The 22865-nt window shown below is 61.5% G+C and carries 21 protein-coding genes; 6 read left to right on the top strand and 15 right to left on the bottom strand.

Annotated features, from left to right (window positions below):
* Positions 1-2 precede the first annotated feature (2 nt).
* From V2B23_RS02470 to V2B23_RS02445, 6 genes are all read right to left on the bottom strand, one after another.
* Positions 3-1340 carry a dihydroorotase gene (locus V2B23_RS02470; protein WP_430948862.1) on the bottom strand — a complete coding sequence of 446 codons (1338 nt, stop codon included), beginning with the start codon at positions 1338-1340 and terminating at the stop codon, positions 3-5.
* Positions 1337-2281, bottom strand: coding sequence for an aspartate carbamoyltransferase catalytic subunit (locus V2B23_RS02465; RefSeq protein ID WP_430948861.1), 945 nt, complete (start codon positions 2279-2281; stop codon positions 1337-1339). Before V2B23_RS02465 ends, V2B23_RS02470 begins: the two co-directional genes overlap by 4 nt.
* Positions 2278-2904 (bottom strand): bifunctional pyr operon transcriptional regulator/uracil phosphoribosyltransferase PyrR, encoded by a 627-nt coding sequence (pyrR, locus tag V2B23_RS02460; protein ID WP_430948860.1) that lies wholly within the window; start codon positions 2902-2904, stop codon positions 2278-2280. Before pyrR ends, V2B23_RS02465 begins: the two co-directional genes overlap by 4 nt.
* 182 nt (positions 2905-3086) lie before the next feature.
* On the bottom strand, positions 3087-3584 hold the full coding sequence (nusB, locus tag V2B23_RS02455; protein WP_430948859.1) for a transcription antitermination factor NusB: 498 nt from the start codon (positions 3582-3584) through the stop codon (positions 3087-3089).
* Between the two features lies 1 nt (position 3585).
* On the bottom strand, positions 3586-4149 hold the full coding sequence (gene efp, locus V2B23_RS02450; protein ID WP_430948858.1) for an elongation factor P: 564 nt from the start codon (positions 4147-4149) through the stop codon (positions 3586-3588).
* A gap of 35 nt (positions 4150-4184) precedes the next feature.
* Entirely contained in the window at positions 4185-5303 is a 1119-nt protein-coding gene (locus V2B23_RS02445) for a M24 family metallopeptidase (RefSeq protein WP_430948857.1), read from the bottom strand.
* Between the two features lie 111 nt (positions 5304-5414).
* Here V2B23_RS02445 and V2B23_RS02440 point away from each other — a divergent pair, with 111 nt between their 5' ends.
* Entirely contained in the window at positions 5415-6023 is a 609-nt protein-coding gene (locus tag V2B23_RS02440) for a B-4DMT family transporter (protein WP_430948856.1), read from the top strand.
* Positions 6024-6114: 91 nt separating this feature from the next.
* Here the strand turns inward: V2B23_RS02440 and aroQ are convergent, their stop codons facing one another.
* From aroQ to aroC, 4 genes are read right to left on the bottom strand one after another with little or no spacing between them, the layout of a single operon-like run.
* Complete coding sequence (gene aroQ, locus V2B23_RS02435) at positions 6115-6543, bottom strand: type II 3-dehydroquinate dehydratase (RefSeq protein WP_430948855.1); 429 nt, start codon at positions 6541-6543, stop codon at positions 6115-6117.
* A complete protein-coding gene (aroB, locus tag V2B23_RS02430; protein WP_430948854.1) occupies positions 6540-7649 on the bottom strand; it encodes a 3-dehydroquinate synthase in 1110 nt (369 codons plus the stop codon). Before aroB ends, aroQ begins: the two co-directional genes overlap by 4 nt.
* Before the next feature lie 25 nt (positions 7650-7674).
* Positions 7675-8184 (bottom strand): shikimate kinase, encoded by a 510-nt coding sequence (locus V2B23_RS02425; protein WP_033232167.1) that lies wholly within the window; start codon positions 8182-8184, stop codon positions 7675-7677.
* Between the two features lie 28 nt (positions 8185-8212).
* Positions 8213-9400 (bottom strand): chorismate synthase, encoded by a 1188-nt coding sequence (gene aroC, locus V2B23_RS02420; protein WP_033232168.1) that lies wholly within the window; start codon positions 9398-9400, stop codon positions 8213-8215.
* 948 nt (positions 9401-10348) lie between these two features.
* Between aroC and V2B23_RS02415 the strand changes: the two genes are divergently transcribed.
* Both V2B23_RS02415 and V2B23_RS02410 read left to right on the top strand, forming a co-directional pair.
* Positions 10349-10756: an SRPBCC family protein gene (locus V2B23_RS02415; protein ID WP_430948853.1), complete on the top strand. Its 408-nt coding sequence runs from the start codon at positions 10349-10351 to the stop codon at positions 10754-10756.
* A 523-nt stretch (positions 10757-11279) separates the two neighbouring features.
* Positions 11280-12704, top strand: a complete 1425-nt coding sequence (locus V2B23_RS02410) for an ABC transporter substrate-binding protein (RefSeq protein ID WP_430948852.1) — start codon at positions 11280-11282, stop codon at positions 12702-12704.
* Positions 12705-12787: 83 nt separating this feature from the next.
* On the opposite strand, the gene V2B23_RS02405 is transcribed toward V2B23_RS02410, so the two are convergent.
* The 5 genes from V2B23_RS02405 to V2B23_RS02385 all read right to left on the bottom strand — a co-directional run bounded on the left by V2B23_RS02405 (position 12788) and on the right by V2B23_RS02385 (position 19051).
* Positions 12788-13273, bottom strand: coding sequence for an SRPBCC family protein (locus tag V2B23_RS02405; RefSeq protein WP_430948851.1), 486 nt, complete (start codon positions 13271-13273; stop codon positions 12788-12790).
* 3 nt (positions 13274-13276) lie between these two features.
* On the bottom strand, positions 13277-13618 hold the full coding sequence (locus V2B23_RS02400) for an ArsR/SmtB family transcription factor (protein WP_430948850.1): 342 nt from the start codon (positions 13616-13618) through the stop codon (positions 13277-13279).
* Positions 13619-13692: 74 nt separating this feature from the next.
* Positions 13693-14136, bottom strand: coding sequence for a hypothetical protein (locus tag V2B23_RS02395; RefSeq protein ID WP_430948849.1), 444 nt, complete (start codon positions 14134-14136; stop codon positions 13693-13695).
* Between the two features lie 155 nt (positions 14137-14291).
* Complete coding sequence (locus tag V2B23_RS02390; RefSeq protein ID WP_430949168.1) at positions 14292-17606, bottom strand: protein kinase domain-containing protein; 3315 nt, start codon at positions 17604-17606, stop codon at positions 14292-14294.
* A gap of 503 nt (positions 17607-18109) precedes the next feature.
* Entirely contained in the window at positions 18110-19051 is a 942-nt protein-coding gene (locus V2B23_RS02385) for a LysR family transcriptional regulator (protein ID WP_430949167.1), read from the bottom strand.
* Between the two features lie 156 nt (positions 19052-19207).
* Between V2B23_RS02385 and V2B23_RS02380 the strand changes: the two genes are divergently transcribed.
* From V2B23_RS02380 to V2B23_RS02370, 3 genes are all read left to right on the top strand, one after another.
* A complete protein-coding gene (locus V2B23_RS02380; protein WP_095886235.1) occupies positions 19208-20080 on the top strand; it encodes an SDR family NAD(P)-dependent oxidoreductase in 873 nt (290 codons plus the stop codon).
* Between the two features lie 286 nt (positions 20081-20366).
* Positions 20367-21509, top strand: coding sequence for a sulfotransferase family protein (locus V2B23_RS02375; RefSeq protein WP_430948848.1), 1143 nt, complete (start codon positions 20367-20369; stop codon positions 21507-21509).
* A gap of 9 nt (positions 21510-21518) precedes the next feature.
* A complete protein-coding gene (locus V2B23_RS02370; protein ID WP_430948847.1) occupies positions 21519-22577 on the top strand; it encodes a hypothetical protein in 1059 nt (352 codons plus the stop codon).
* Positions 22578-22865: the final 288 nt, after the last annotated feature.

Here is a 22865-nt window from a genome sequence, read left to right as displayed (position 1 = left end):
GCCTACTCCTTGCTGCTCAGCAGCCGCGGCGATCCGTCGTGTGCAGTAACGCGGCCACGTAACAGTGTGGTCGTGACCCGAGCAGGCAATGTCATCGACTCATACGGAGTGTTATTCGCGACACTCGCCAATGCCTTGCCGTGCACGGTCCATTCTGCGGAGGGATCGACCAACGTGAGGTTGGCCGGCTCCCCCACCTCGATGGGGCGGCCCTGATCGTCGAGGCCGACAATCGCTGCGGGACGCTCACTCATGACGCGAGCAACGCCGCGCCAGTCGAGCAGTCCAGGCTCGACCATTGTTTGCACGATGATCGAGAGCGCCGTCTCGAGGCCGAGCATGCCGGGGCGCGCAGCAGCGAACTCGCAGCACTTGTCCTGCTCGGCGTGCGGAGCGTGATCGGTGGCCACGCAGTCGATGATGCCCTCGGCCAGGCCCTTGCGCAGGGCAGCAACGTCGCTGGCCTCACGAAGCGGCGGGTTGACCTTGTTGATGGCGTCGTACGTCTCGAGACGCGAATCGTCGAGCAGCAGGTGATGCGGGGTGACCTCGGCAGTGATCGAAATACCCTGTCCACGAGCCCACTTGACGAGTTCGACGGTTCCCGCTGTCGACGCGTGGCAGATGTGGACCCGGGCGCCGGCGTCACGGGCGAGTAGTGCGTCGCGGGCAACGATGGACTCTTCCGCGGCGCGCGGCCAGCCGGCCAATCCGAGGCGAGCCGCCGTCGGGCCCTCGTGTGCAACTGCGCCGACGGTCAACCTCGGCTCTTCAGCGTGCTGCGCGATCAGAACGCCCAGCGAGCTGGAGTATTCGAGCGCGCGGCGCATGATCAGCGGGTTGTCGACACAGTGGCCGTCGTCGGAGAACATCTTGACCTTGCCGACACCGGCAGCCATGGTTGCCATCTCGGCGAGTTGCTTGCCTTCGAGGCCGACCGTGACAGCGCCGACGGGATGGACGTCGACGAGGCCGACTTCCTGGCCGCGTCGCCACACGTGATCGGTGATGACCACGGAATCGGCGACCGGGCTGGTGTTCGCCATCGCGAACACTGCGGTGTATCCACCCAGAGCGGCTGCCGCGGAACCTGTTTCGATGGTTTCCGTGTCTTCTCGACCGGGTTCACGCAGATGCGTGTGCAGGTCGACAAATCCGGGAAGCAGGATCTGGCCGCTGCCGTCGATCACCTCGGATGCAGTGGCCGGATCCAGGTTCACGCCGATCTCGAGAATGACTCCGTCGCCGACTCGGACGTCGACGGCTTCCCCTTCTCCGTAGACCAGTACGTCCTTGAGCAGGACACTCACGGGCGATTCTCCGTTCTGATTGCTTGTCACATCGCACCATCCTCTGAACCGACCAGAAGCCGGAACAAGACAGCCATGCGCATGTGCACACCATTGGTAACCTGCTGCAGTACAGCAGCTTTGGGCGAATCTGCGACGGCGGACGCAATTTCCATACCCCGCAACATCGGGCCGGGGTGCAGGACCACCGCGTGATCGGCCAGCATTCCGAGACGCTTCTCGGACAGGCCGTAGTTGATCGAGTACTCGCGCTGCGACGGGAAGAATCCGCCGTTCATACGTTCGGCCTGGACCCGCAGCATCAGGACAGCGTCGAGTCCGGGCAGTTCTGCATCGAGCGAATGCGAGACAGTGACCGGCCAGGTGTGCGCGCCGACCGGCAGCAACGTCGGCGGGGCAACAAGAACAACCTCGGCGCCGAGCATCGACAGAAGCAATGCGTTGGAACGGGCGACACGGCTGTGCAGGATGTCACCGACAATGGCGATCCGCTTGCCCTCGATGTCGCCGAGACGCTGGCGCAAAGTCAGAGCGTCGAGCAACGCCTGAGTGGGATGTTCGTGAGTGCCGTCGCCGGCGTTGATGACGGCAGGGCCACCGTCCGACGCGCTGCCGGTCCACTGGGCGATCTGATGAGCTGCGCCCGACGCGGGATGACGAACGATCAGAGCGTCGGCGCCGGCAGCACGCAGTGTCATCGCGGTATCGCGCAGCGATTCACCCTTCGACACCGAAGAGCTGGATGCGCTGACGTTGATGACGTCGGCGCTCATCCACTTGCCGGCCACCTCGAAGGACACCCGAGTGCGGGTGGAGTTCTCGAAGAACACCGTCATGACTGTGCGGCCACGAAGTGTCGGGAGTTTGTGTACTTCACGGCCCAGGAGGGCCTGCTCGAAGCGTTCGGCCTCGTCGAGAAGTTCGATCGCGGACTCTCGGTTGAGGTCTGCGATGGAGAGAAGGTGCTTCACGCGCTCTTACCTCCGGAAATGACCACGGCGTCCCGGCCGTCGTGTTCCTGGAGGAGTACCTTGACGTCCTCGGACCTCGCGGTGGGAACGTTCTTGCCGACGTAATCGGCGCGCAGCGGGAGTTCGCGGTGGCCGCGGTCGACCAGTACCGCAAGCTGCACCGCACGCGGACGGCCCAGATCACGTAGAGCGTCCAAGGCGGAGCGGACGGTACGGCCGGAGAACAGGACGTCGTCGACGAGCACGACCAACGCGTTGTCGACACCACCTTCGGGAACGGAGGTCCGTTCGAGGGGGCGGTGCGGCTTGGTACGGAGATCATCACGGTAGAGCGTGATATCGAGAGATCCGATGGGAGTACGCACACCGGAGAATTCTTCGATCTTGTCGCGAAGACGTGTCGCGATGGTGGTGCCCCTGGTCGGAATACCGATCAGGACGACGCGAGGCGCAGTACCTTCTGGTCCGTCGAGTGCCGTCTTCTCGATGATCTCGTGCGCGATTCGCGCGACGGTCCGGCCCACATCCTGGGCGGACAGCAATTCGCGGGTCTCGGCGTCACTGGCCTGCGATGTATCTGGACCTGCAAGATCGGATGGGCGAGACCCTTCGGGCACGCTCATACAGCGACCTCCTTCTCCGCCTCACTGGACGGATCGTTAAAGGATGTCTGACGGTTCCCCACCCTATCAGCCGACAGACCTGAAACCCGCCGCGCGAGCCGTCATCATGACGGGTTGTGTGCAGACACACAACCTAAGCTCGCACGGCGGGCGGTAGTACTGAAATACGCGGAACGGTAGAGCTACTCGGTACCCGAATCGGTGTCCTGCGCACGCTGCGAAGTCGCTGCAGCGGCCGAACGAACCTGCGGAGCTACGAGGACAACCTGGCCGAGGATTCCGTTGACGAATCCCGGCGAGTCGTCCGTCGACAACTGCTTTGCCAATTCGACGGCCTCGTCCACGGCAACAACCGGCGGGACGTCCGTCGCATGGAAGAGTTCCCACACGGCAATACGCAGAATCGCGCGGTCGACTGCAGGCAGACGCTCGAGCGTCCAGTCCTGCAGGTGCGACGAGATGACCTGATCGATCCGGTCGAGGTTTTCCGCAACTCCGGACACCAAAGTGACCGTGTACGGGGCAACGGGAGCTACCGCGTCGTCCTTGACGGACAGATCGGAACGCTCCGACGCCAGTGCAACCGGATCGAGGTCACGTGCCTCGGCTTCGAAAAGGAAGTCGACAGCACGCTTGCGCGCCTTGTGGCGCGCACCGAGTTTCTTATGAGTGCCGGACACTTTAGGAATTCACACGCCCGAGGTAGTTACCGTCACGCGAATCGACCTTGAGCTTGTCACCGGTGTTGATGAACAGCGGCACGTTGATCTCGGCACCGGTCTCGAGGGTGGCAGGCTTGGTGCCACCGGTGGAGCGGTCGCCCTGCAGGCCCGGATCGGTGTGCTGAACGACAAGCTCGACCGTGACCGGGAGCTCGACGAAAAGCGGGACGTCCTCGTGAGTTGCAACCTGAACGGCCATGTTCTCGAGGAGGAAACGCGACTGGTCGCCGACAACGGTTTCGCTGATCGGAATCTGGTCGTAGGTGTCGCCGTCCATGAAGATGTAGTCGCTACCGTCGTGGTACAGGTAGGTCATGTCGCGGCGGTCGACCGTTGCGGTCTCGACCTTCACACCGGCGTTGAACGTCTTGTCCACTACCTTGCCCGAGAGCACGTTCTTGAGCTTGGTACGCACGAAGGCAGGGCCCTTGCCGGGCTTGACATGCTGGAACTCGATAATCGTCCACAGCTGGCCTTCGATCTGCAGAACCAGACCGTTCTTGAAATCACTGGTGGAAGCCACTTGCTTCGCGTCTCCTAGGGGGTCGGGAAACCGTCTCAGATGACGGTAAGGTCTTTTGCGGTCAGTGTGAGCAGCTCTGGCCCCTGCTCACGAACAACGAGCGTGTCCTCGATCCGTACGCCTCCGCGCCCGGAGAAGTACACGCCCGGCTCGACGGTCACCGCCGCGCCGGAAAGAAGTGTACCGGTGCCGAGCTTCCCGATTCCGGGAGCTTCGTGGATTTCCAGCCCCACACCGTGTCCGAGGCCGTGCAAGAACAATTCGCCGTACCCTGCGTCGTCGATCACCGAGCGTGCCGCAGCGTCGACGGCTGCGCATTCCGCACCGGGAACCAGGGCCGCGCGGCCGGCCGCTTGGGACTTGGCAACCAGTTCGTAGACGTCCCGTTGCCAATCGGAAACAGTCTCCAGCACGTAGGTGCGAGTCATATCGGAGTGGTACCCGCCGACCTGGGCGCCGAAGTCCAGTTTCACGAAGTCACCCGACGCCAATACAGCACTGGTCGGCCGGTGATGCGGAATCGCGGAGTTTGCTCCGGCGGCCACGATCGTCTCGAACGAAATTCCATCGGCGCCGTTCTCGAACATGAGGTTTTCCAGTTCGCGGCCCACCTCGCGTTCGGTGCGGCCCGGTCGCAGTCCCCCGCGAGTGATCAACTGCGCCAACGCATCATCTGCCGCCGCACACGCGGCACGTAGCAATCCGATCTCATGCTCGTCCTTGACCATGCGCAGTTTCTCGACGAGCCCGCTCACCGGTTCGAACCGGACGGACGGCGCGGACTCCGTCCAGGATCGGTGCTCGGCAAACGTCGCGACGTGCGCCTCGAAAGCCAAGACGTCGCCCGAGAAGGTTCCGATCAGATGCGCTGCGCTCGAACGATTGATTTCGGCCCGCAGATCCGGCACCTGCTCGGCAACTTGCGTGACGTAACGACCGTCCGTGCAGATGACCGTCGCATCCTCGTCGCCACTTGCACCGTGCGCACTGTCACCACTGGCGTCTTGTGCGCTCACCACCAACGCGGCGTTCGAACCGGTGAACCCCGTGAGGTAGCGGATGTTCAGAAGGTCTGTGACGAGAATCGCGTCGAGTTCGCGTGCAACCAGAAGTGCACGGAGGGCGTCGCGGCGGGACCGATGATCAACTGACATGACTCGAACCTACCCGCTTGTCGTGGTCTGTCCCTCAACCCGAAACGCGCGGTTACAGCAATAATTGTGGGTTAGGCCACAAGTGGAATCTGTTCTAGTTAGGCTGTAGGTATGAACGCGTGGTTAGTACGTGGCCTCGGCATGGCCCTGATACATGTTGTGTTTCGCGCATTGCTCGGTATGGCAATCGCGCAGTGGCCTCTCCAGGGCTCCACCCTGCGATGGCTCTCCCTGTTCATCGTCATCGCACTCGCCGCGATCTGGGGCGGCATCGACGGCATTCGTGATCGTCGCCACTTCCCCGACCCGGACGACGGTGCAGACCTCCTGATGCTGTGGCTCAAGGCCGCCGTTGTCGGCGGGTTCGTCGCCGGCGCAGCCAGCTGGCTCCTGAGCCTCGTCCCGGCACTCGAACTGACCCAGCAGGGTCTGTTCTTCGAGATCACTGCCGGTGCCGCTTTCACGATTCTGCTCATCTTCGTTCCCGCGATGGTCGCCGTCACCGTCGGCCGGTTCATCACCAGCCGCGAGCAGCGCAAGCACGGCACGGCGCCGCAAACTCCGTCGCATGAGCGCCATCACGAACCTGTCCCCGTCAGCGAGGGCTACGACTCCCCCACAACCCAGCACGCGTACAGCGGCGCTGCCATGACGGTCGAGGAATCCGACGCCGACACAACCGTCTTTCCCGCCGTCGATCCAGGCAAGCGCGAACAGTAATTTCCACGACTGAGGGCTCCGAGGACATCATCCTCGGAGCCCTCAGTCGTGTGTCGATATCTCGTGTGTAGGTATTTCGTGTTTACGTACTTCAGCCGCGCTCGGCGAGGAACCTGATCGCGAGTGGGTACCCCGCAACACCCATCCCGACAATCACGCCGGCTGCGATGGGGCTGAGGAGTGAATTGTGCCGAAACTCCTCGCGCGCATGGACATTCGAGATATGGACCTCGACCAGGCCGGCGGTCAGCTCGACACACGCATCACGCAATACGACAGAGGTATGGGTCAATCCGCCGGCGTTGAGAATTACCGGTTCACCGGCATCCGCCGCGTCGTGAATCCAGCCGAGCAGATCGCCTTCGTGATCGCTCTGACGAACGACCACCTCGACGCCCAATTCCTTGCCGGCCGCGACACACAGTTCGACCAGATCGTCGTGCGTGGTCGCGCCGTACACCTCCGGCTGACGCTTACCGAGGCGTCCGAGATTCGGTCCGTTGACGACGTTGATTTTCACAAGCGAACCGTTCCGCCGGACGACCTCGGCGGTCGCGCGATAGCCGAGTACGCCGCAACCAGCAGCGACGGATCCGGGCCTTCGAGCCGGCCAGGCTTGGCCAAGCCGTCGAGAACAACGAACCGCAGCAGTCCGGCTCGGTTCTTCTTGTCGGTCTGCATTCCGGCGAGCAACTGAGAAAAGGCGTCGTCGTCGTACGACGTCGGGAGCCCCACCAACTCGAGGATCGACTTGTGGCGATCAGCCGTCGCGTCGTCGAGGCGACCTGCCAGTCGACCCAGTTCAGCAGCGAATACCAGGCCTACCGACACCGCAGCGCCGTGACGCCACTTGTACTGCTCACGACGCTCGATCGCGTGTGCCAGAGTGTGTCCGTAGTTGAGGATTTCGCGCAGATCCGACTCCCGAAGATCGGCTGCGACAACCTTGGCCTTGACCTCGACGGAACGTCGAATCAGTTCGGGCAGAACAGTTCCCGACGGATCCAACGCTGCCTTCGGGTCCGCCTCGATCAGGTCCAGGATCACCGGGTCCTGGATGAAGCCGGTCTTGATGACCTCCGCCAAACCGGCGACGATCTCGTTGTGCGGCACCGTCTCGAGAGTCGCGAGATCGATGAACACCGCGCCCGGTTCGTGGAACGCACCGACGAGGTTCTTGCCCGCTTCGGTGTTGATGCCCGTTTTGCCGCCCACTGCCGCGTCGACCATTGCGAGCAGCGTGGTCGGAACGTGCACAACCTTCACGCCGCGCATCCACGTCGCTGCCACAAACCCGGTGAGGTCTGTCGCTGCGCCGCCGCCCAGGCTCATGATCGCGTCGCTGCGGGTCAGGCCGATACGTCCGAGCACATCCCAGCAGAAGCCGGCCACAGCCAGATCCTTGCCGTCTTCGGCGTCCGGGATCTCGATGCGATGCGCGTCGATTCCCTTCTCCGCCAACGCAGCACGCACGGCCTCAGCCGTTTCCGCGAGCGGTGGCTGATGGAAGATCGCGACGGTCCGCGTGCCCTCCAACTCGGCAACGATGTCGCCGAGCAGACCTCGCCCGATCACAACCGGGTAAGGACTTGCGGTCTTCACCTCTACAACTACGGGTTCGGTCACTGCTCCACTGCTCCGCTCCGGTTGATCATTTGTCTTCAAGTTTGGACACCAACTGCGCGACGACGCGTGACGGACTACGACCGTCGGTGCGTATCCGGATGGTGGCGGCGCGCCGGTACAACGGACGTCGACGCCGCATCAATTCCTGATACTTCACCTTGGGATCACCACCCGCCAGGAGCGGACGATGATTGTTCGCGCCGGTCCGGCGCAGCCCTTCGGCAACACTGATCTCGAGATAGATCACGGTGTGGCCGTCGAGCAGTGCGCGCGTGCGCTCCGACAGGATCGCACCGCCACCGAGCGAGACGATGCCGTCAGTGCTGGCCAGCGCTTCCCGAACCACGTCTTCTTCGATCTCACGAAAACGTGGCTCGCCGTCGTGCGTGAAGATGTCGGGAATCGTCCGTCCGGTCGTCTTTTCGATCTCGGCGTCGGTGTCAACCAGGTCGAGTTCCAACGCCTGCGCGATACGACGGCCGATGGTTGACTTACCAGCGCCGGGTGGGCCGATAAGTACAGCTTTCGGTTTCATCGTGGCAGGACCTTCCGCTTGGACGCTCTCAGCGAGGCGGTCGGGCTGCGATACCGTCGGCGTAACGCCGGTAGTTTGCTGTGGTCTCGGCAATGGAATCACCGCCGAACTTTTCGAGTGCGGCTTGAGCGACAACAAGCGCAACCATGGATTCCGCAACAACACCGGCAGCCGGAACCGCGCAGACATCACTGCGCTGATGGATGGCAACTGCCTCTTCACCGCTTTCCATATCGACCGTCGCCAATGCGCGCGGCACCGTTGAGATCGGCTTCATCGCGGCGCGAACCCGCAGTGCCTCGCCGTTGGTCATGCCACCTTCGATACCGCCTGCGCGGTTGGTGGAACGGACGATGCCGTCCGGGCCGGGGCGAATCTCGTCGTGAGCTTCGCTGCCGCGACGACGCGCGGTCTCGAAACCGTCGCCGACCTCGACACCCTTGATGGCCTGAATTCCCATGAGGGCAGCGGCAAGTCGTGCGTCGAGACGCTCCGCGCCGCTGACAAACGTTCCGATACCGACGGGCAGGCCGTGAATGACAACCTCGACGACGCCTCCGAGGGTGTCGCCGTCCTTCTTCGCTGCTTCGATTTCGGCGATCATCGACTCTTCGGCAGCCTTGTCGAAGGCACGGACCGGGCTCGCGTCGATCGCATCCAGATCCTTGCCCTCCGGCACGGGTCCGACATAGGGCTCGGACGCACCGATGGAGATGACGTGCGAAACAACCTCGACGCCGAATACCTGACGAAGGAAGGAGCGAGCGACGGTTCCCGCAGCAACCCGGGCAGCGGTCTCACGAGCACTCGCACGCTCGAGGATGGGACGGGCGTCATTGAAGCCGTACTTGAGCATGCCGCTGTAATCGGCGTGGCCGGGACGCGGTCGCGTCAACGGTGCATTGCGAGCCTGATCGGCGAGCAGATCCGGATCGACCGGATCGGCGGACATGATGGTTTCCCACTTAGGCCACTCGGTGTTGCCGATTTCGATGGCAACGGGGCCACCGAGCGTAAAGCCGTGGCGGACACCACCGATGATGGTGACCTTGTCGGCCTCGAACTTCATCCGCGCGCCACGGCCATAGCCGAGTCGACGACGGGCAAGTTCGGACGAGATGGCCTCAGAGGTCACTTCGACCCCCGCAACCATGCCCTCGAGCATCGCGACGAGGGCGGGACCATGGGATTCTCCAGCAGTTATCCAACGCAGCACGACGACTATCTTTCCACGTCGCGGACTGTGGTTGTGACAGTGGTCCTTCGACCTCTGTCCGATTGCGCAATGTCACACCGGAAGGGGCACTACGCGAACGTGTGCCGTTTCCTCACCGAAACGCGTACCAGTTGGGAGAAACCAGATTATAACGACTGAATTGATCCGGGTTCGTGGTGCAGTTCGCCGCATATTGATATATGACGTGCGCTTCTGTTGCATCGAGACTGCGAGCTCCGCCATCGCACCCCGGGCCCGGTCGAAGGCGCCCTCCGTACCGACAGCCGTCAGCCATAGGAGAGCTGACCCACCGTCGCAGGTTCGCGGAGAAGAACAGCGGGACGCGGTAAGGACACGACAAGGTCGCATTCGTCGACTGGGCGGTACCGGAGATCGGCTCAGAACAGGAATGCCGATTGTTGGCCGACTCGATCGCCAAACGACCCGGGACGCCCCAGGAAACGTCCCCGCGGGGACGTCCCGAAAACTAATGGTCACCGATACGCCCGGTGTCGGCCAAAGCCGAAATGACGCAGCCGCGGTATCGGAGGCTTCAGAGCCCGGAACCCCATCTCTTCGACTGTTTCCCAGTTACCCATGGCTAGTTCGCGTGGCTCGCCATCGATTACCTGAACTGTGAGATGGACCGTTCCACGCATCACGCCGGTTCAACTGGTCTACGCGGAAGGCTCGCCAAATCCTTCTATGCCATGTCCCAGCCGTCCTCCTGCTCTCAGCGCTGGCGTGGGCGACGTAGCCGAAGCGGAGCTGATCGCGACGGATGATCCTGTCAGCAACGGCGAGGCGTTCGGCCAGGTCTGTTTCGGATCTCTACCCGCGGTGTCCACAAAAGCAAATTCCTCCACAACTAGGTCAGTAGTTGTCCTAACTGCCTCGTAGCGTGGTTCTCAAGAGCGAACAGAGCGCCCTCTACAGAAAAGAGCAGAAATGGCCTCCGTACAGAATGAAATCATCATCGATGCCGACCCCGCGGACGTGTGGGCCGTTATCAGCGACTTCACCGACGGACCCGTTCGGATGGCGCCGGGATTCGTGACCAACAGCAAACTCGAAGAGCCTGGCGTCAGGATCGCTACCTTCGCCGACGGAACCGTCGTGCGTGAACGGCTCATCGCGCTCGACCACCAATCGCGTCGACTCGCCTACTCCGTCATCGGCGGCACCATGGCGCCGACACACGACAATGCGTCGATGCAAGTCTTCCCTGACGCCGACGGCCGCAGTCGATTCGTGTGGATCCACGACGTACAACCGGACGACCTCGCCATAGCGATGGGCGCCGCGATGGAACACGGCCTGGGCATCTTCAAACAGACAATGGAGGCCATCCGATAAGCCTCGAGTTCTCTTGTCCCACATCGAAGCACCTCACATCCCGATATCGACAGAAAGCGATATTTCGGACACGATCCGTCGATAGGCTCTGCTCGACAACTGGACAAAACAAGAGAGGTACTCCATGGGATCCCTTAACGACTGGCTACTCAACAGCGATAGCGCATTCTCGGGAATTGTCGGCGGCATCCTCCTGACGATCGCGATGCTCTCCGGCGGCTCGGGCATGTAATCCACCACCGCGCCCGGAAATCCGAGGGCGCGGTGACCGGGATTGAATGCTCCCGTCATCCAATGTTGGGTTCGGGGCACCCACACGACGGCTCGGGACTGCAACAGGCCAAAAGGCGTGACCATAGCCACAAAGGCTGCAAGATTGTGTTGCACTTCACTTTTGCATCTCACTCATCGGGAAGTCGTATTCGACATTTTCCGATCGCTGATTATCTACGGCTCTCAGTGCAACTGCCCAGGCAGTGCCGCCTGTGAACTGCTGTGCCGTCTGCAAAAGGAGAAGCTCGAAGTGAAGCCCAACAAGACCGCGAAGCTGGTTGTGGCCCTTGCCGCAACCGCCGCTCTGGTGTCCGCCTGTTCCGGTGCCCGTGGCGACGACCCGTCGGCGACGTCGAACGGTGCATCCGTTGCGACAGCGGACGCCGCGTCGAAGAGTTCCGACGCCAAGTTCGGCACACTTGCCTCCCCGTGCGGTGACGGAGACGCGAAGGGCGCGACGGATCAGGGCGTCAGCGACACCGAGATCAAGATCGGCTTCGGCGACGACCGCGGCTACGTGAAATCCCCAGGTCTGAACAAGGAAATGAGCGACGCCGTCGGTGCGCTCATCTCCTGGTGCAACGATCAGGGCGGCATCAACGGCCGCAAAGTGGTCGGCACCGACTACGACGCGGCGATGACGCAGGCCAACTCGGTCATGCAGGAAGCCTGCGCCAGCCAGTTCATGATGGTCGGCCACGGATTTGCGATGGACCAGACCGCAGAACAGACCCGCGTCGCCTGCAACATGGTTGCCGTTCCCGGATTCACGGTGTCACCGGACGCAACCAATGGCCCGATGTCATTCCAGGGTGTGCCGATGCCCGTCGACTACTCCAATGCCGCAGCCTGGTTCCAGATGGCCGAGATGCACCCGGACCTCCTCAATGACTTCGACGTCGTCAACAGCACGATGCCGGCAATCATCAACTCCACCACCAAGACCCGTGCAATGGCCGCGGCTGCCGGCTTCAAGCTCAAGGACTGTGGCGTCACGCTGAACTACGAGGGTGAGTCCAGCTACGTGCCGTTTGCCGAGAAGTTCAAGGAATGCGGCGTCAAGGGTATCTGGACCTCCCGTTCGGCCAGCCCGCCGGAGCTGAACTTCGTCAAGTCCCTCGATCAGGTCGGTATCGATCCGATCTTCTTCGGTGAGGCCACCTGGTACGGCGAAGCCGTTTCGGCCTGGAACAAGGAAACCGGACTGCTCGACAATCTGAACGCGGACATGATTTTCCAGATGCTCGAGAATGCCGACAAAGTTCCGGCTGTGAAGCAGTACTCCGACCTGGTATCCGCCGGTGGCGGCAAGACGGCACTCCTCGGTATGCAGGCTGCATCGTCCTTCCTGCTGTGGGCTACCGCTGCCGATGAGTGTGGCAGCGACCTGACGCGTCAGTGCATGGTCAACGAACTGTCGTCGATCCACGACTGGGACGGTGGAGGGTTGCACGCTGTTACCGATCCGGGCAAGAACATGCCTGCCACCTGCGGCCTCATGACTTCGCTGAATGGCGCCGAGTACTCACAGGTTTTCCCGGCGACAGCCGGCGAGTTCAAGTGCGACCCCAAGTACCTCATCGCCAACGACAAGAGCATCTGGGGCACCGATCTGGATGCCGACCGTATCTCCACGAAGTACCTCAACGCGAACGTAATCAAGCCGCAGGCCTGATTCGCTGTACAGCCGGTGGCGCTCAGCGCGTGCCACCGGCTGTCCTTGCGCTGAATTTCCGGACCAATAACGCGGTCACACCCTCAGGAAGCCACCAGATCGTCGATCTGGTTGATCGCAGATGAGGCGCCCTCGACGACACCCATGTCAAGAACCTGCTGCAACGCCTCGGCGGACTCGTAAGAGCTCACATAGGTCGCTCGCGTGCCGCCGTTGTGCTCGGTGAAAGTGAAGACGTTCTTCGAAATCGGCATCTCGGGATTCTTGTTGAAATCTTCATCGGCGAAGCCGTCATCGAACGAGAAGCTCGTCGGTTCGTCGGTGGCCGTAATCTCCCAGTAGCCTGCAAATTTCTCACCGTCCGGGCCCGTCATGAAGTAGGTCGTGCGACCCCCCGGAGTGAGGTTGTGCTCCACCACGGTCGCCGGGTAAGTCGGTGGGCCCCACACCTTCTCCAGCTGACGCGGGTCTGCGTAGACCTGCCAGATACGTTCGACCGGCGCGGCAAATTCCGCGACGATGGTCAGCGTTCGAGTGTCGATGTCCTGCTGGACGTCCGTAACAGGCATGGTTCAGCCCTCCTTGGGCGAGTCGAGTGCGATGAGTTCGTCAATACGTCCGATGCGGCCGCGCCACACTTGTTCCAGTTCGGTGAGCATGGCCGCCACCGACCGCAACGCCGTCACGTCGCCACTGGCGAGATGCTCGCGACCGGTGCGTCGCTTGGTGATGAGGCCGGCTTTCTCCAACACGGCGACATGCTTCTGCACCGCAGCGAAGCTCATGTCGTACTTCGCCGCGAGCGCGGAAACCGAGCACTCCCCGGCCAGCACACGGCGCATGATGTCGCGCCGCGTCCGGTCCGAAAGCGCACGGAACAGTGCGTCCGCGCGGTCCTCGTCATCTCCGTTCACACCACCAACGTACAACCAATTGGTTGTAGATGTCGACCCCCTGGCCACACCCATAGGCTCACCCGGGATTACCGTCAGGGCGCGACGATGCAACCGGGCCCGATCGGCAAACCCGGTTTCACGGTTACAGTTTCGATCGGCCCACCTGCCGAAGTCTGGTACGCCATCAGGGAATGCTCGCCAGGGGCAGTAGGAGTCCACAGAGTAAATGCATGACCGAGAATCACCGGAGACACGTAATAAGGATTGATCGTGTCCCAGATAAGTTCCTGCGGAAAGAACGTCGATGCACGATTGAAGTCGACAATGGAGACGCCAGGCTCCGAGACATCGGCCGTCGTGGCCACCACCAGGTACGTACACCCGGCACCATACGGGGTGGTCGGGCCGCCACCGAGCCCAGGAACGACCATGACGTCGACCACCTCGGCCGAGGCAGCAGGCGCAAACCATGTGGCAGCCGATGCGCAAATGAGCACGGCGAGCGAGGAAACTCGGGTAGCACGGGAAGCTCTCATACCAAAAGGTCGGTTTAATGCGCCGGAGTGTTACTGGCGCACCGAAGCCGACTCGCCCACGAAGTCGTCGTGTGATGCACCACGTCACCACAATTCAAGGCGCGCAACTGAACTCGACTTCATCAAATGGTCCGTCAAACCCTCGAGGTTGAGGGTCAGACCGGAGCGTCGCGCGCGCATTCAACGACCCAGGCAGCAATCTGAGCTCGTGAGGTAAAGCCCAGTTTGACGAGAATATGCTCGACGTGCCCCTGAGCGGTTCGCTGCGAAATCACGAGTTGGGCGGCAATCGCCTTGTTGGTCAGTCCTTGAGCCACAAGACGGGCAACCTGCCGTTCTCGTTTTGTCAGGACAGCGTCCGCGGAGGTCGTTGCAACCGGCGACTGCTCTCGGAGGGCGTAAGCGACCGCGTCGCTGAAACTCAGAGCCCTCCCCTTGCGGTGATCCGCCTCGAACGCTCGCTTCCCCAGCGCACGACGGGCAAGCTGCTCACACTGCTCATGGTGAGCAAGGAGTTGGAGATACAGGACGGTGGAGCTACCCACTGCCCGCCGCAACGACTCGGCGGCTCCCAATAGGACGGCAGCGCGCGCTGCTTCGCGCCGCTCGCTCGCGATCCACGCCAGTGCCTCGAGGTCAGCGGCAGCTATGAGCGGGTCATCAACCAGCCACGTCAGCCGAAGTCCCTGCTCCAGGAGCCGAGCGGCACGTGCGCCGTCGCCCTGTCGCCACACGGCGACTCCGGTTGCCCACAAGGAGTACGACCGATACACAGATTCCCGACGCGACTCGGTTATCGCGAGCACCTGTTCATGGCAGGCCGTGGCCTGAGTCGCGTCGCCCTGCAATTCGAAGGTCCATCCCAGCGCCTGCAGGACCGCAATGCCTACTCGCGATACCTCGGCTAGAGCGTCGTACCACTCGCGGGCGTCGCTCAGCCGTGCTCGTGCTGTGGACAGATCCCCGCCGTAGAGCGCCAGCATTCCACCTGCCGCAGCGATGAGCGCGTCCGTCGCGGGGTCTGCCAGTTGTTCAGCCAACGCCAGACCCTCGTCGACCAGCGCGTTCCCCACCGGCAAATCGCCTTGCATGCCGGCGAGCAGAGCATTGGCGTACAGGGCTCTGACTCGTTCCAGGGCCGGAACGCGCGACTGGTCAGCCAGCACGCGGTCGAGCCAGTGCCGTCCTTCACTGTGGCGACCGCGCGAAACCCAGAAAGGGAATAGGGCGACCGCAATTCGCACCTCGGCCACGATCCCGTCGTCACCAGATTCAGTCGCACTGAACTCCATTGCCTCACGCAGGTTTGGTTGCTCTCGGTCCAGTCGCTCGAGCAGTTCCAACTGCCGCGGACCGATCCAGTCGGCCTCCGCATCCAGCACCATCTTCAGGTACCAGTCACGATGACGGCGCCGCAACGCCGTGTACTCATCGGCCGGCCCGATCTTCTCCCTACCGTAGGCACGTAACGTCTCGAGAATCCTGTACCTCACCACTTCCCCAACCTGCTCACGCGCAAGGATGGATTTGTCGATCAGGGAAGTCACTGTGTCGATCACTTCTGCCGAATCCCGATCGTCTGCGCAGATTTCTTGCACGGCGTCGAGTTCGAAGCTGCCCGCGAACACTGACAGGCGCGCCCATAGCCGTTGTTCCTGCGCGGTGCACAGCTCGTAACTCCAGTCGATCGACAGCCGCAACGTCTGCTGGCGTGGTGGCACACCGCGGGGACCGCGAGTCAGTAACGAGTACCGGTCGGTCAGCCGCGCCACAATCTGGTCGATCGACATTGCCCGCAGTCGTGCTGCCGCCAGCTCGATCGACAGTGGCAAGCCGTCGAGATGATGGCAGATCCTGGCCACCGCGACTCTGTTGTCTTCGGTGAGTTCGAATCCCGGCACTGCTGCGGCCGCCCGATCCTCGAACAAGCTCACCGCATCGAAGCGGGTCATCGCCCGCAGGGAAGGATTGCCCTCCCAGGAAGGAACCGTCAACGGTGGAATCTGGAGCACCGATTCCCCGTCGATACTGAGCGGCTCGCGACTCGTGGCCAATATTCGTAGATCCGGGCAGGTGCGCAGCAACGTGCCGACCAGCGCGGCGGCCTCGTCGACCACCTGCTCGCAATTGTCCAGTACCAGTAGGAGATTCCGCGAGGCGAGAAACTCCACCAGTACGTCCTCGAGCGGGCGCGCAGACGGATTTCGTACTCCCAACGCGGTGGCTACCACGTCCACCAACAACGACCCGTCGCGCAACTCGCCAAGCTCGACCAGACACATTCCATCACTGAATCCGCCGCACATTTCCGCTGCCACGTGCAACGCGAGACGTGTCTTACCCACGCCGCCTATTCCGGTCAAGGTCAACAAGCGCGAGACCGACAGCCTCGCCCTGGTCTCGATCAACTCACGGCGACGCCCGACGAAACTAGTGAGCTCGAGAGGTAACTCTCCGGTCGAACTCCGCACGGCCTGCCCCGCGTGGATATGCGGTCGAGCCGACGAAAACTCTCCGCTGATCGAAGGTGTGCGAGGCGGATCCCCTTCTTTCCGTGGACGATCCGGTCCAGACAACAAAGCCATGTCGTCAACAGCAAAGCCCTTGGCGACCTGGACCTGTCGTAGTTCGTCGCCGAAACTCGCAGCAGATGCGGGGCGTTCTTGCGAATCGCGGGACATCGCCCGCTCGATCACCGCGCTCACGTCCTCATCGATGCCTCGCTCACGCAGATTCGGGACGGGCTCTGTGGTGATCCGAAGAAACTGCGCCACCACTTGCTCGCCGCTGCGACGTTCGAAAGCGGCATGACCGGTGACGGCGCAGAACAGGGTGGCGCCGAGACCGTAGATGTCGGAGGCAGCGCTCGGTGGGTCACCTCCGAGCACTTCGGGGGCAGTGAACGCCGGAGATCCGGTGACCGTGCCGGTGGTGGTTTTGAATCCTCCCGAGATGTGGGCGATGCCGAAGTCGGTGAGCGCCGGCTCGCCGTAATCGGTGAGCAGGATGTTTGCGGGTTTGACGTCGCGGTGGATGATGCCATGGCGGTGTGCGCTCTCGAGAGCACCGGCCATCTTCACGCCGAGGCGAAGCGCTTCGGCTGGTTCGAGTGGGCCATCGCGGCGAATTCGGGTTTTCAACGAGTCACGCGGGTGGTACTGCATCACAATGTAGGGGCGATTTCTTTCGGTAACGCCCGCCTCCAGCACTCCCACGATGTTCGGGTGCCCCGTCAGGCGTCCCATCGCCCGCTGTTCACGAACGAAGCGCGCCTGCACTTCGTCATCGAGGTCGGCGGTGAGGACCTTCACGGCCACATTACGGTCGAGCGAGGACTGCACGCATCGGTAGACCACACCGAACCCGCCGCGCCCGATCTCCTGCGCCTCGTCGAATCCGGCCGCGCTCAACTCCTCGGTAATCGTCGGGACCGCGGCACGTCGAGTCGCGAGCGGATCGGAGTCGGCCATCGGGTCGTCCATCTCACCACACCGCCCTCGCGACTTCGGTCATGGAGAAGGCGCACGACGCTTGCACTCATCTCGAAATGACTTACCTAGGATATGCCCGACGGGCGCGACGATGTCCAATTGCTCAGGGGCCTCACCTAGCAATCCAGCCATGTTTCAAACGACGTTCTCAGCTCGAAAGTTCGTTAGCGCCCAATGCATCGAGGACAGCACCTGCCTGTTCTGGGCGACAGCACCTCGGAAGTCGACCCGTTACGTGTCGACAGACCAGATCCCGATGATCCGAACTTCATGCTCCGGTCCCCTCAAAAATGCTGCAGGCGAACTGATGCCGTTCTTGCACCAGGCGTGGGTCACGAGCGAGTACAGCGTCTTGGACTTCGCGGACCCGCTCGTAGACGAGCGATTCCAGCCGCGCGAGGAGAGCGTCGTAGTCAAGCCAGGATCGCACCCTTCCAGCTTCCGGCCATCTTCTGTGGCATTCGCGCTGCGCATCAGAGAGATCAATGCCAATGACGGGAAGGAAGAAGTTGCGCGGGCCACCTGCCTGACTTGGTCAGGCGCGCCACTTCTTCATGGAAGATCTCTCCGATCTTGATCCCGAACCCGCGCGGCACTTTCAACTGTGCCGTGGCGGCCATGCCCAGCTTGTGGCTGAGTGTCGGTTCACATATCGGCGCCCACCGCACTCGCCCGGCTTCGATCTCGATACCGCACGCAGATAGCGGTAGGACGCCGTAAGCAAGACCCGCTTCGATGAGATCCTTCGCGACTTGAAGTGAGTCGGTCGCAAATCGAGAGCTGAACTTAACGTCAAGCCGCAGAGCTGTGTTCTCGAGGGTATTGCCTATGCCAGTTCGAGAGCTGGGCAGTACAAGTGGAAAGCCCGCGAGTTCAGCGAACTTGATTGCACGATTCGGTTGTAGATCCGATGCCTGCCCACCGACGAGGACAAGATCCTCAACCAGAAGGTCGCTGTAGAACAGGCGCTCGTCCGGCACCGAATTGATAATCGCACTGTCGAGAGTATCTTTGAGCAACTCTTCGACAAGTTTGTCTGTAGGCGCAACTGTCACAAAGAAATTCACGTTCGGGAATGTCGCAGACAGGCTCCCCAGCAGTGGGGCGGCCAAGATGCCCGCAGCCGTCTCCGGCAGTCCGAGACGGTAGCCTCGCTCGACTCGTGCCAAGGGAGACCCGGCGTATTGGATCGCGAGTTCTAATTGGCGCAATGGTGCGGAAGTGGTCGCACGCAACCGTTCGCCCTCTTCGGTCAACTGCATCCCGCGAGCGGTTCGGACAAAGAGTGTCACACCGAGATCATCTTCGAGACGACGCACCTGACGACTCAATGCCGGCTGAGCGATCCCGAGCACGCTCGCGGCACGAGTCATCGAGCCTTCGTCGGCGATACACAGAAAGTACTTGAGTCGATGCGTGTCCATGGTCGATCCAATTCTGCCAGCCATAGCAGTTTGATATGACTCAATGCCTGAAATCGGTATTGGCATTGAATGTGACTGCTGTCATAGCCTCGCTACAACGGAGTCCCAACGGAATGTATTCGGCTTCCACCACCGAAACGATGAGAGGAGACCTCAATGGAGGGACTGGAGCGGGACTGGTCCGATGTCATGGGTTTCGATCGGTTGCCCACCCATATTGTCGGGAAACGCGTGACCGAACTAATGGACCTGACCGGCAAGAAGGCGATTGTGATCGGCGCCGGTGGCGATGGCTTGGGTCAGGCCGTCGCAAATCGCCTTGCCGGACTCGGTGCAGATATCGCACTGGTCGGCCGGACTTTCGAGAAAGTGGAGAGACGGGCGAAGGAGATCGAACAGCGATGGGGTGTGAACACCGTGCCGATCGCTGCTGACATGTCGGATTGGGATCAGGTTCATCGAGCGGTAAGGGATAGTCATGCCGCACTCGGCGGACTCGACATCATGGTCAACAACCCCGTCATGGTTGTTGCCGGCCCCTTCGAACAACATACGAAGGAAGATATCGACCACACGATGCTGGGCAGCCTGACAATGATGATGTACGGCGCGCACGCAGCGCTGGAATATCTGCTGCCGCAAGGATCGGGCAAGATCATCAACATCGGGGCCGTCGGAGGGCGAATGCAGCACCGCGGTCTGGTTGTCTACAACGCCGCTAAAGCCGGCGTGATCGGGTTTACCCGTAACCTCGCCCATGAAATGGCGCCCCGCGGTGTCAATGTGTTGGGTGTAGCTCCGGGCATCATGATCAAACCAGACATGAGGGAGTACCTCCTCGATCCCCAGAACGACAGGGAGCGCGCCGCACGCGGCGCCATCGTGGAGGCGATAGACAATTATGTGCAACTCGGCAGGGTCGGTCTACCCGAGGAGATTGCCAACATGGTTGCGTACCTGGCTACGGAAGCTGCCGATTACATGTGCGGCCAGACCATTGATGTGGCCGGCGGGCAGTTCATGAACTGAGTCGCTCTCGTGCGGCCTCGATTGGTGAACAAGGACGCGGAATCAGCCCGCCTCTGCAACAACGACCTCATACCTGCCACCCAAGCCAGCATGCAAACCCAATCTTAAATTGATTGCACACCAACACTTTCGAATGAATTTATATCACTGGTAGCGATCTTCGCAGTGTTGATTCAAATGTCTCGAGCGGTTGACTCGACTCCGGCCGCAGGTCCCGCATCAAGCGACAACTGCCGTCGGACCGTCACAACCCCATTCAACTGACAACTCAATGGAGAGGTCATTCATGTCTCACATCAACGACATGCTGGACACCGCCGTTACACAAACCGGTCTCAACGATTTCGGTGACGACTCATTCCGGGAAGGCCTCGAGATCCTCCTCACCGCTCTCCGCGATGAAGCGAAGTTGAATGCCGTGGGTGAATCGTTCTTGCGCGACCGCATCATCTTGCACCTGACGCAGCGACTTCAGGTCGAGGACTGGTATCGGCGCCACCCGGAGATTGACGATGGTTCCATCAAAGCTCCACTGATTGGTATCGGCCTGCCTCGCACCGGATCAACAGCACTGTCGCTGCTGTTGGCTCAAGATCCCTCGGTGCGTTACATCAAGCGGTGGGAATCGTCACATCCGTGTCCACCTCCGTCGACGGTGCATGGGGTCGACCCGCGCATCCCACCGGACCTGGGCGAGATGGTCGGTTCGAGGCATCATGTCCCCGTCGACACTCACGGACCGATGGAGTGTCACGATCTGATGGCGCTGGACTTCAAGTCGCATATGTTCCATTCATTCGCTCAGATACCTTCCTATTCAACGTGGTTGATCGAAAAGGCAAATCTCACTCCGACATACGAGTATCAACGCCGAGTAATGAAACTTCTTCAATGGGGTGAGCCGAGCCGACAGTGGCGGCTCAAATGTCCGTCGCACGTGATGTCACTCGAGCACCTCGATCGAGCTTTTCCCGATGCACGATACGTCATGACACATCGTGATCCGACCGATGTCATTCTCTCCGTGGCTGACCTGTTCGCCGACATCATCGCGGCGTTCACCGACGATGTCGACAAGCACTACATCGGCCAACTCAACGTCGAACATTTGTCACTGGGCATGGAACGAACATTGAAATTCCGCGCCGACGGTGCTGATGAACGGTTCTACGACATCGACTTTCGCGCCATACAAGCCGATCCCATTGGTCAAGTCGAAGGCCTGTACAGATGGCTGGGAGAGCCTGTCGGCCCGCAGTTCGAAGATCAGATGCGGCAGTGGTGGACACGGGCCGCCGCTGAGCGCGAGCCCAGCATGCGCGCAGAACCGGCGGAATACGGGATCGATTTCGACCAGGTACGTCCACTGTTCACGCAGTACATGGACAGCGCCCACCGTTGGACCAATCGTCAAACCACTGAACAGTAAGGAAGATTGATGTCTGTAGATCTGACCGGCGGTATCGATCGCTCACGTGAGTTCGTCTTTTCCGAACGCCCCGAGGATCCGGAGATGCGGGACTCGGTGAGTTTCTGGGTGCTCGACGATCGCGGCGAAGTTGGGTTGCCGCGCATCGGGATCGAGGCCATCTCCAAGAACTGGGATGCACACGACATCCAGGTCAATATTGCTTTTCCGGATGGACGAGTATTCCGGTTGCGCGAAACCACCCCGTCTGTGCCGGTCGCCGGTACCGATGGACAGCCCACGGTGTTGGGCGCCGGTGGATTAGAGTTCCGCTGCCTCGAGCCGTTCGATACCTGGGCGATGACATACGACGGGAAAGCAGTCCAGACTTCCTCTTCGGACCTGGTAGACGGCAACACGGATGGTCCGTTGGTCAATGTCAGCTTCCACGTCGAAGCGAAGATGGCCGTTCCGCCGTGGGTGCAGGGAGCGCTGCGCAGCGAGGCAAGTGCTCAGCTTACATCGTCGGTAGAAGGCGGCCTCATGGGCGGCCCCCGCTACGAACAGTTGTTCCGAGCTACCGGTCGCGTGGCAGTAGATGACGGCGAGGAGCACCGTTTCACCGGCACCGGTCTGCGGATCCGCCGCCAAGGTATCCGCAAGCTCGAGGGATTTTGGGGGCACTGCTGGCAGTCGGCAGTATTTCCCAGCGGTCGCGCTTTCGGCTACATCGCCTATCCGCCACGCGACGACGGACAACCCACTTTCAACGAAGGCTACATCTTCAGTGGCGAAGGCAAGCTGATCCCGGCGCGAGTCGTGCAGGCTCCGTGGCTGACTCGGCTGAGGCCGGCAGGCGAGGACGTCTCGCTTGTCCTCGAGACTGCTGACGAGATATTCAGCATCGAGGGCGAAACGGTGTTCGGCGCACACGACGTTCATCACAACGACAAGACGTATTCGGCGCAAGGACTTCAAACCAATTTCCCGTCGGTACACCAGGCCGGGGTGCGCTACAGGTGGGACGGCGAGGAAGCCTACGGAATGCTCGAACGCTCCAACCCCCTCAACAAAATCTCGGTGGACTAACCCCCGCTCCGCTGTCGAGCTCTCGTCGAGATCTCGAATTTCACTCGCCAGCGCCGCAGCCGAGAAAAGTCCGGACTGAAGTGATCGCCAATCTGCACCCTCTCACGCAAGCAACCCAGGCAGTGACAGCGGCGAGGTCACTAGGCACTCCCGGTCGGGTGTTGTCGGACGATTCGGAATGGATCAACGGACGGCTGTGGTCCATCGACTGCGGCTCGCATCGTTGCCGGTGACCAGTCGACTGCGCCACGAAAGACGCTCTGCCCGTCATGTATACGCGATTTCACC

It is taken from the genome of Rhodococcus sp. 24CO (genome assembly GCF_050586165.1).
GTDB lineage: Bacteria > Actinomycetota > Actinomycetes > Mycobacteriales > Mycobacteriaceae > Rhodococcus_F.
Note: the sequence above shows the minus strand (reverse complement) of the source record. Positions and strands in the feature narration are given on the sequence as shown.

What these genes read in the sequence shown, in the direction of transcription:
- pyrR (WP_430948860.1), bottom strand. Translation starts at nt 2,904, where the DNA reads ATGAGCGTGCCCGAAGGGTCTCGCCCATCCGATCTTGCAGGTCCAGAT.
- V2B23_RS02440 (WP_430948856.1), top strand. Translation starts at nt 5,415, where the DNA reads ATGAACGCGTGGTTAGTACGTGGCCTCGGCATGGCCCTGATACATGTT.
- V2B23_RS02405 (WP_430948851.1), bottom strand. Translation starts at nt 13,273, where the DNA reads ATGCCTGTTACGGACGTCCAGCAGGACATCGACACTCGAACGCTGACC.
- V2B23_RS02415 (WP_430948853.1), top strand. Translation starts at nt 10,349, where the DNA reads ATGGCCTCCGTACAGAATGAAATCATCATCGATGCCGACCCCGCGGAC.
- V2B23_RS02385 (WP_430949167.1), bottom strand. Translation starts at nt 19,051, where the DNA reads ATGGACACGCATCGACTCAAGTACTTTCTGTGTATCGCCGACGAAGGC.
- V2B23_RS02445 (WP_430948857.1), bottom strand. Translation starts at nt 5,303, where the DNA reads ATGTCAGTTGATCATCGGTCCCGCCGCGACGCCCTCCGTGCACTTCTG.
- V2B23_RS02380 (WP_095886235.1), top strand. Translation starts at nt 19,208, where the DNA reads ATGGAGGGACTGGAGCGGGACTGGTCCGATGTCATGGGTTTCGATCGG.
- V2B23_RS02395 (WP_430948849.1), bottom strand. Translation starts at nt 14,136, where the DNA reads ATGAGAGCTTCCCGTGCTACCCGAGTTTCCTCGCTCGCCGTGCTCATT.
- V2B23_RS02425 (WP_033232167.1), bottom strand. Translation starts at nt 8,184, where the DNA reads ATGAAACCGAAAGCTGTACTTATCGGCCCACCCGGCGCTGGTAAGTCA.
- V2B23_RS02370 (WP_430948847.1), top strand. Translation starts at nt 21,519, where the DNA reads ATGTCTGTAGATCTGACCGGCGGTATCGATCGCTCACGTGAGTTCGTC.
- V2B23_RS02390 (WP_430949168.1), bottom strand. Translation starts at nt 17,606, where the DNA reads ATGGCCGACTCCGATCCGCTCGCGACTCGACGTGCCGCGGTCCCGACG.
- V2B23_RS02375 (WP_430948848.1), top strand. Translation starts at nt 20,367, where the DNA reads ATGTCTCACATCAACGACATGCTGGACACCGCCGTTACACAAACCGGT.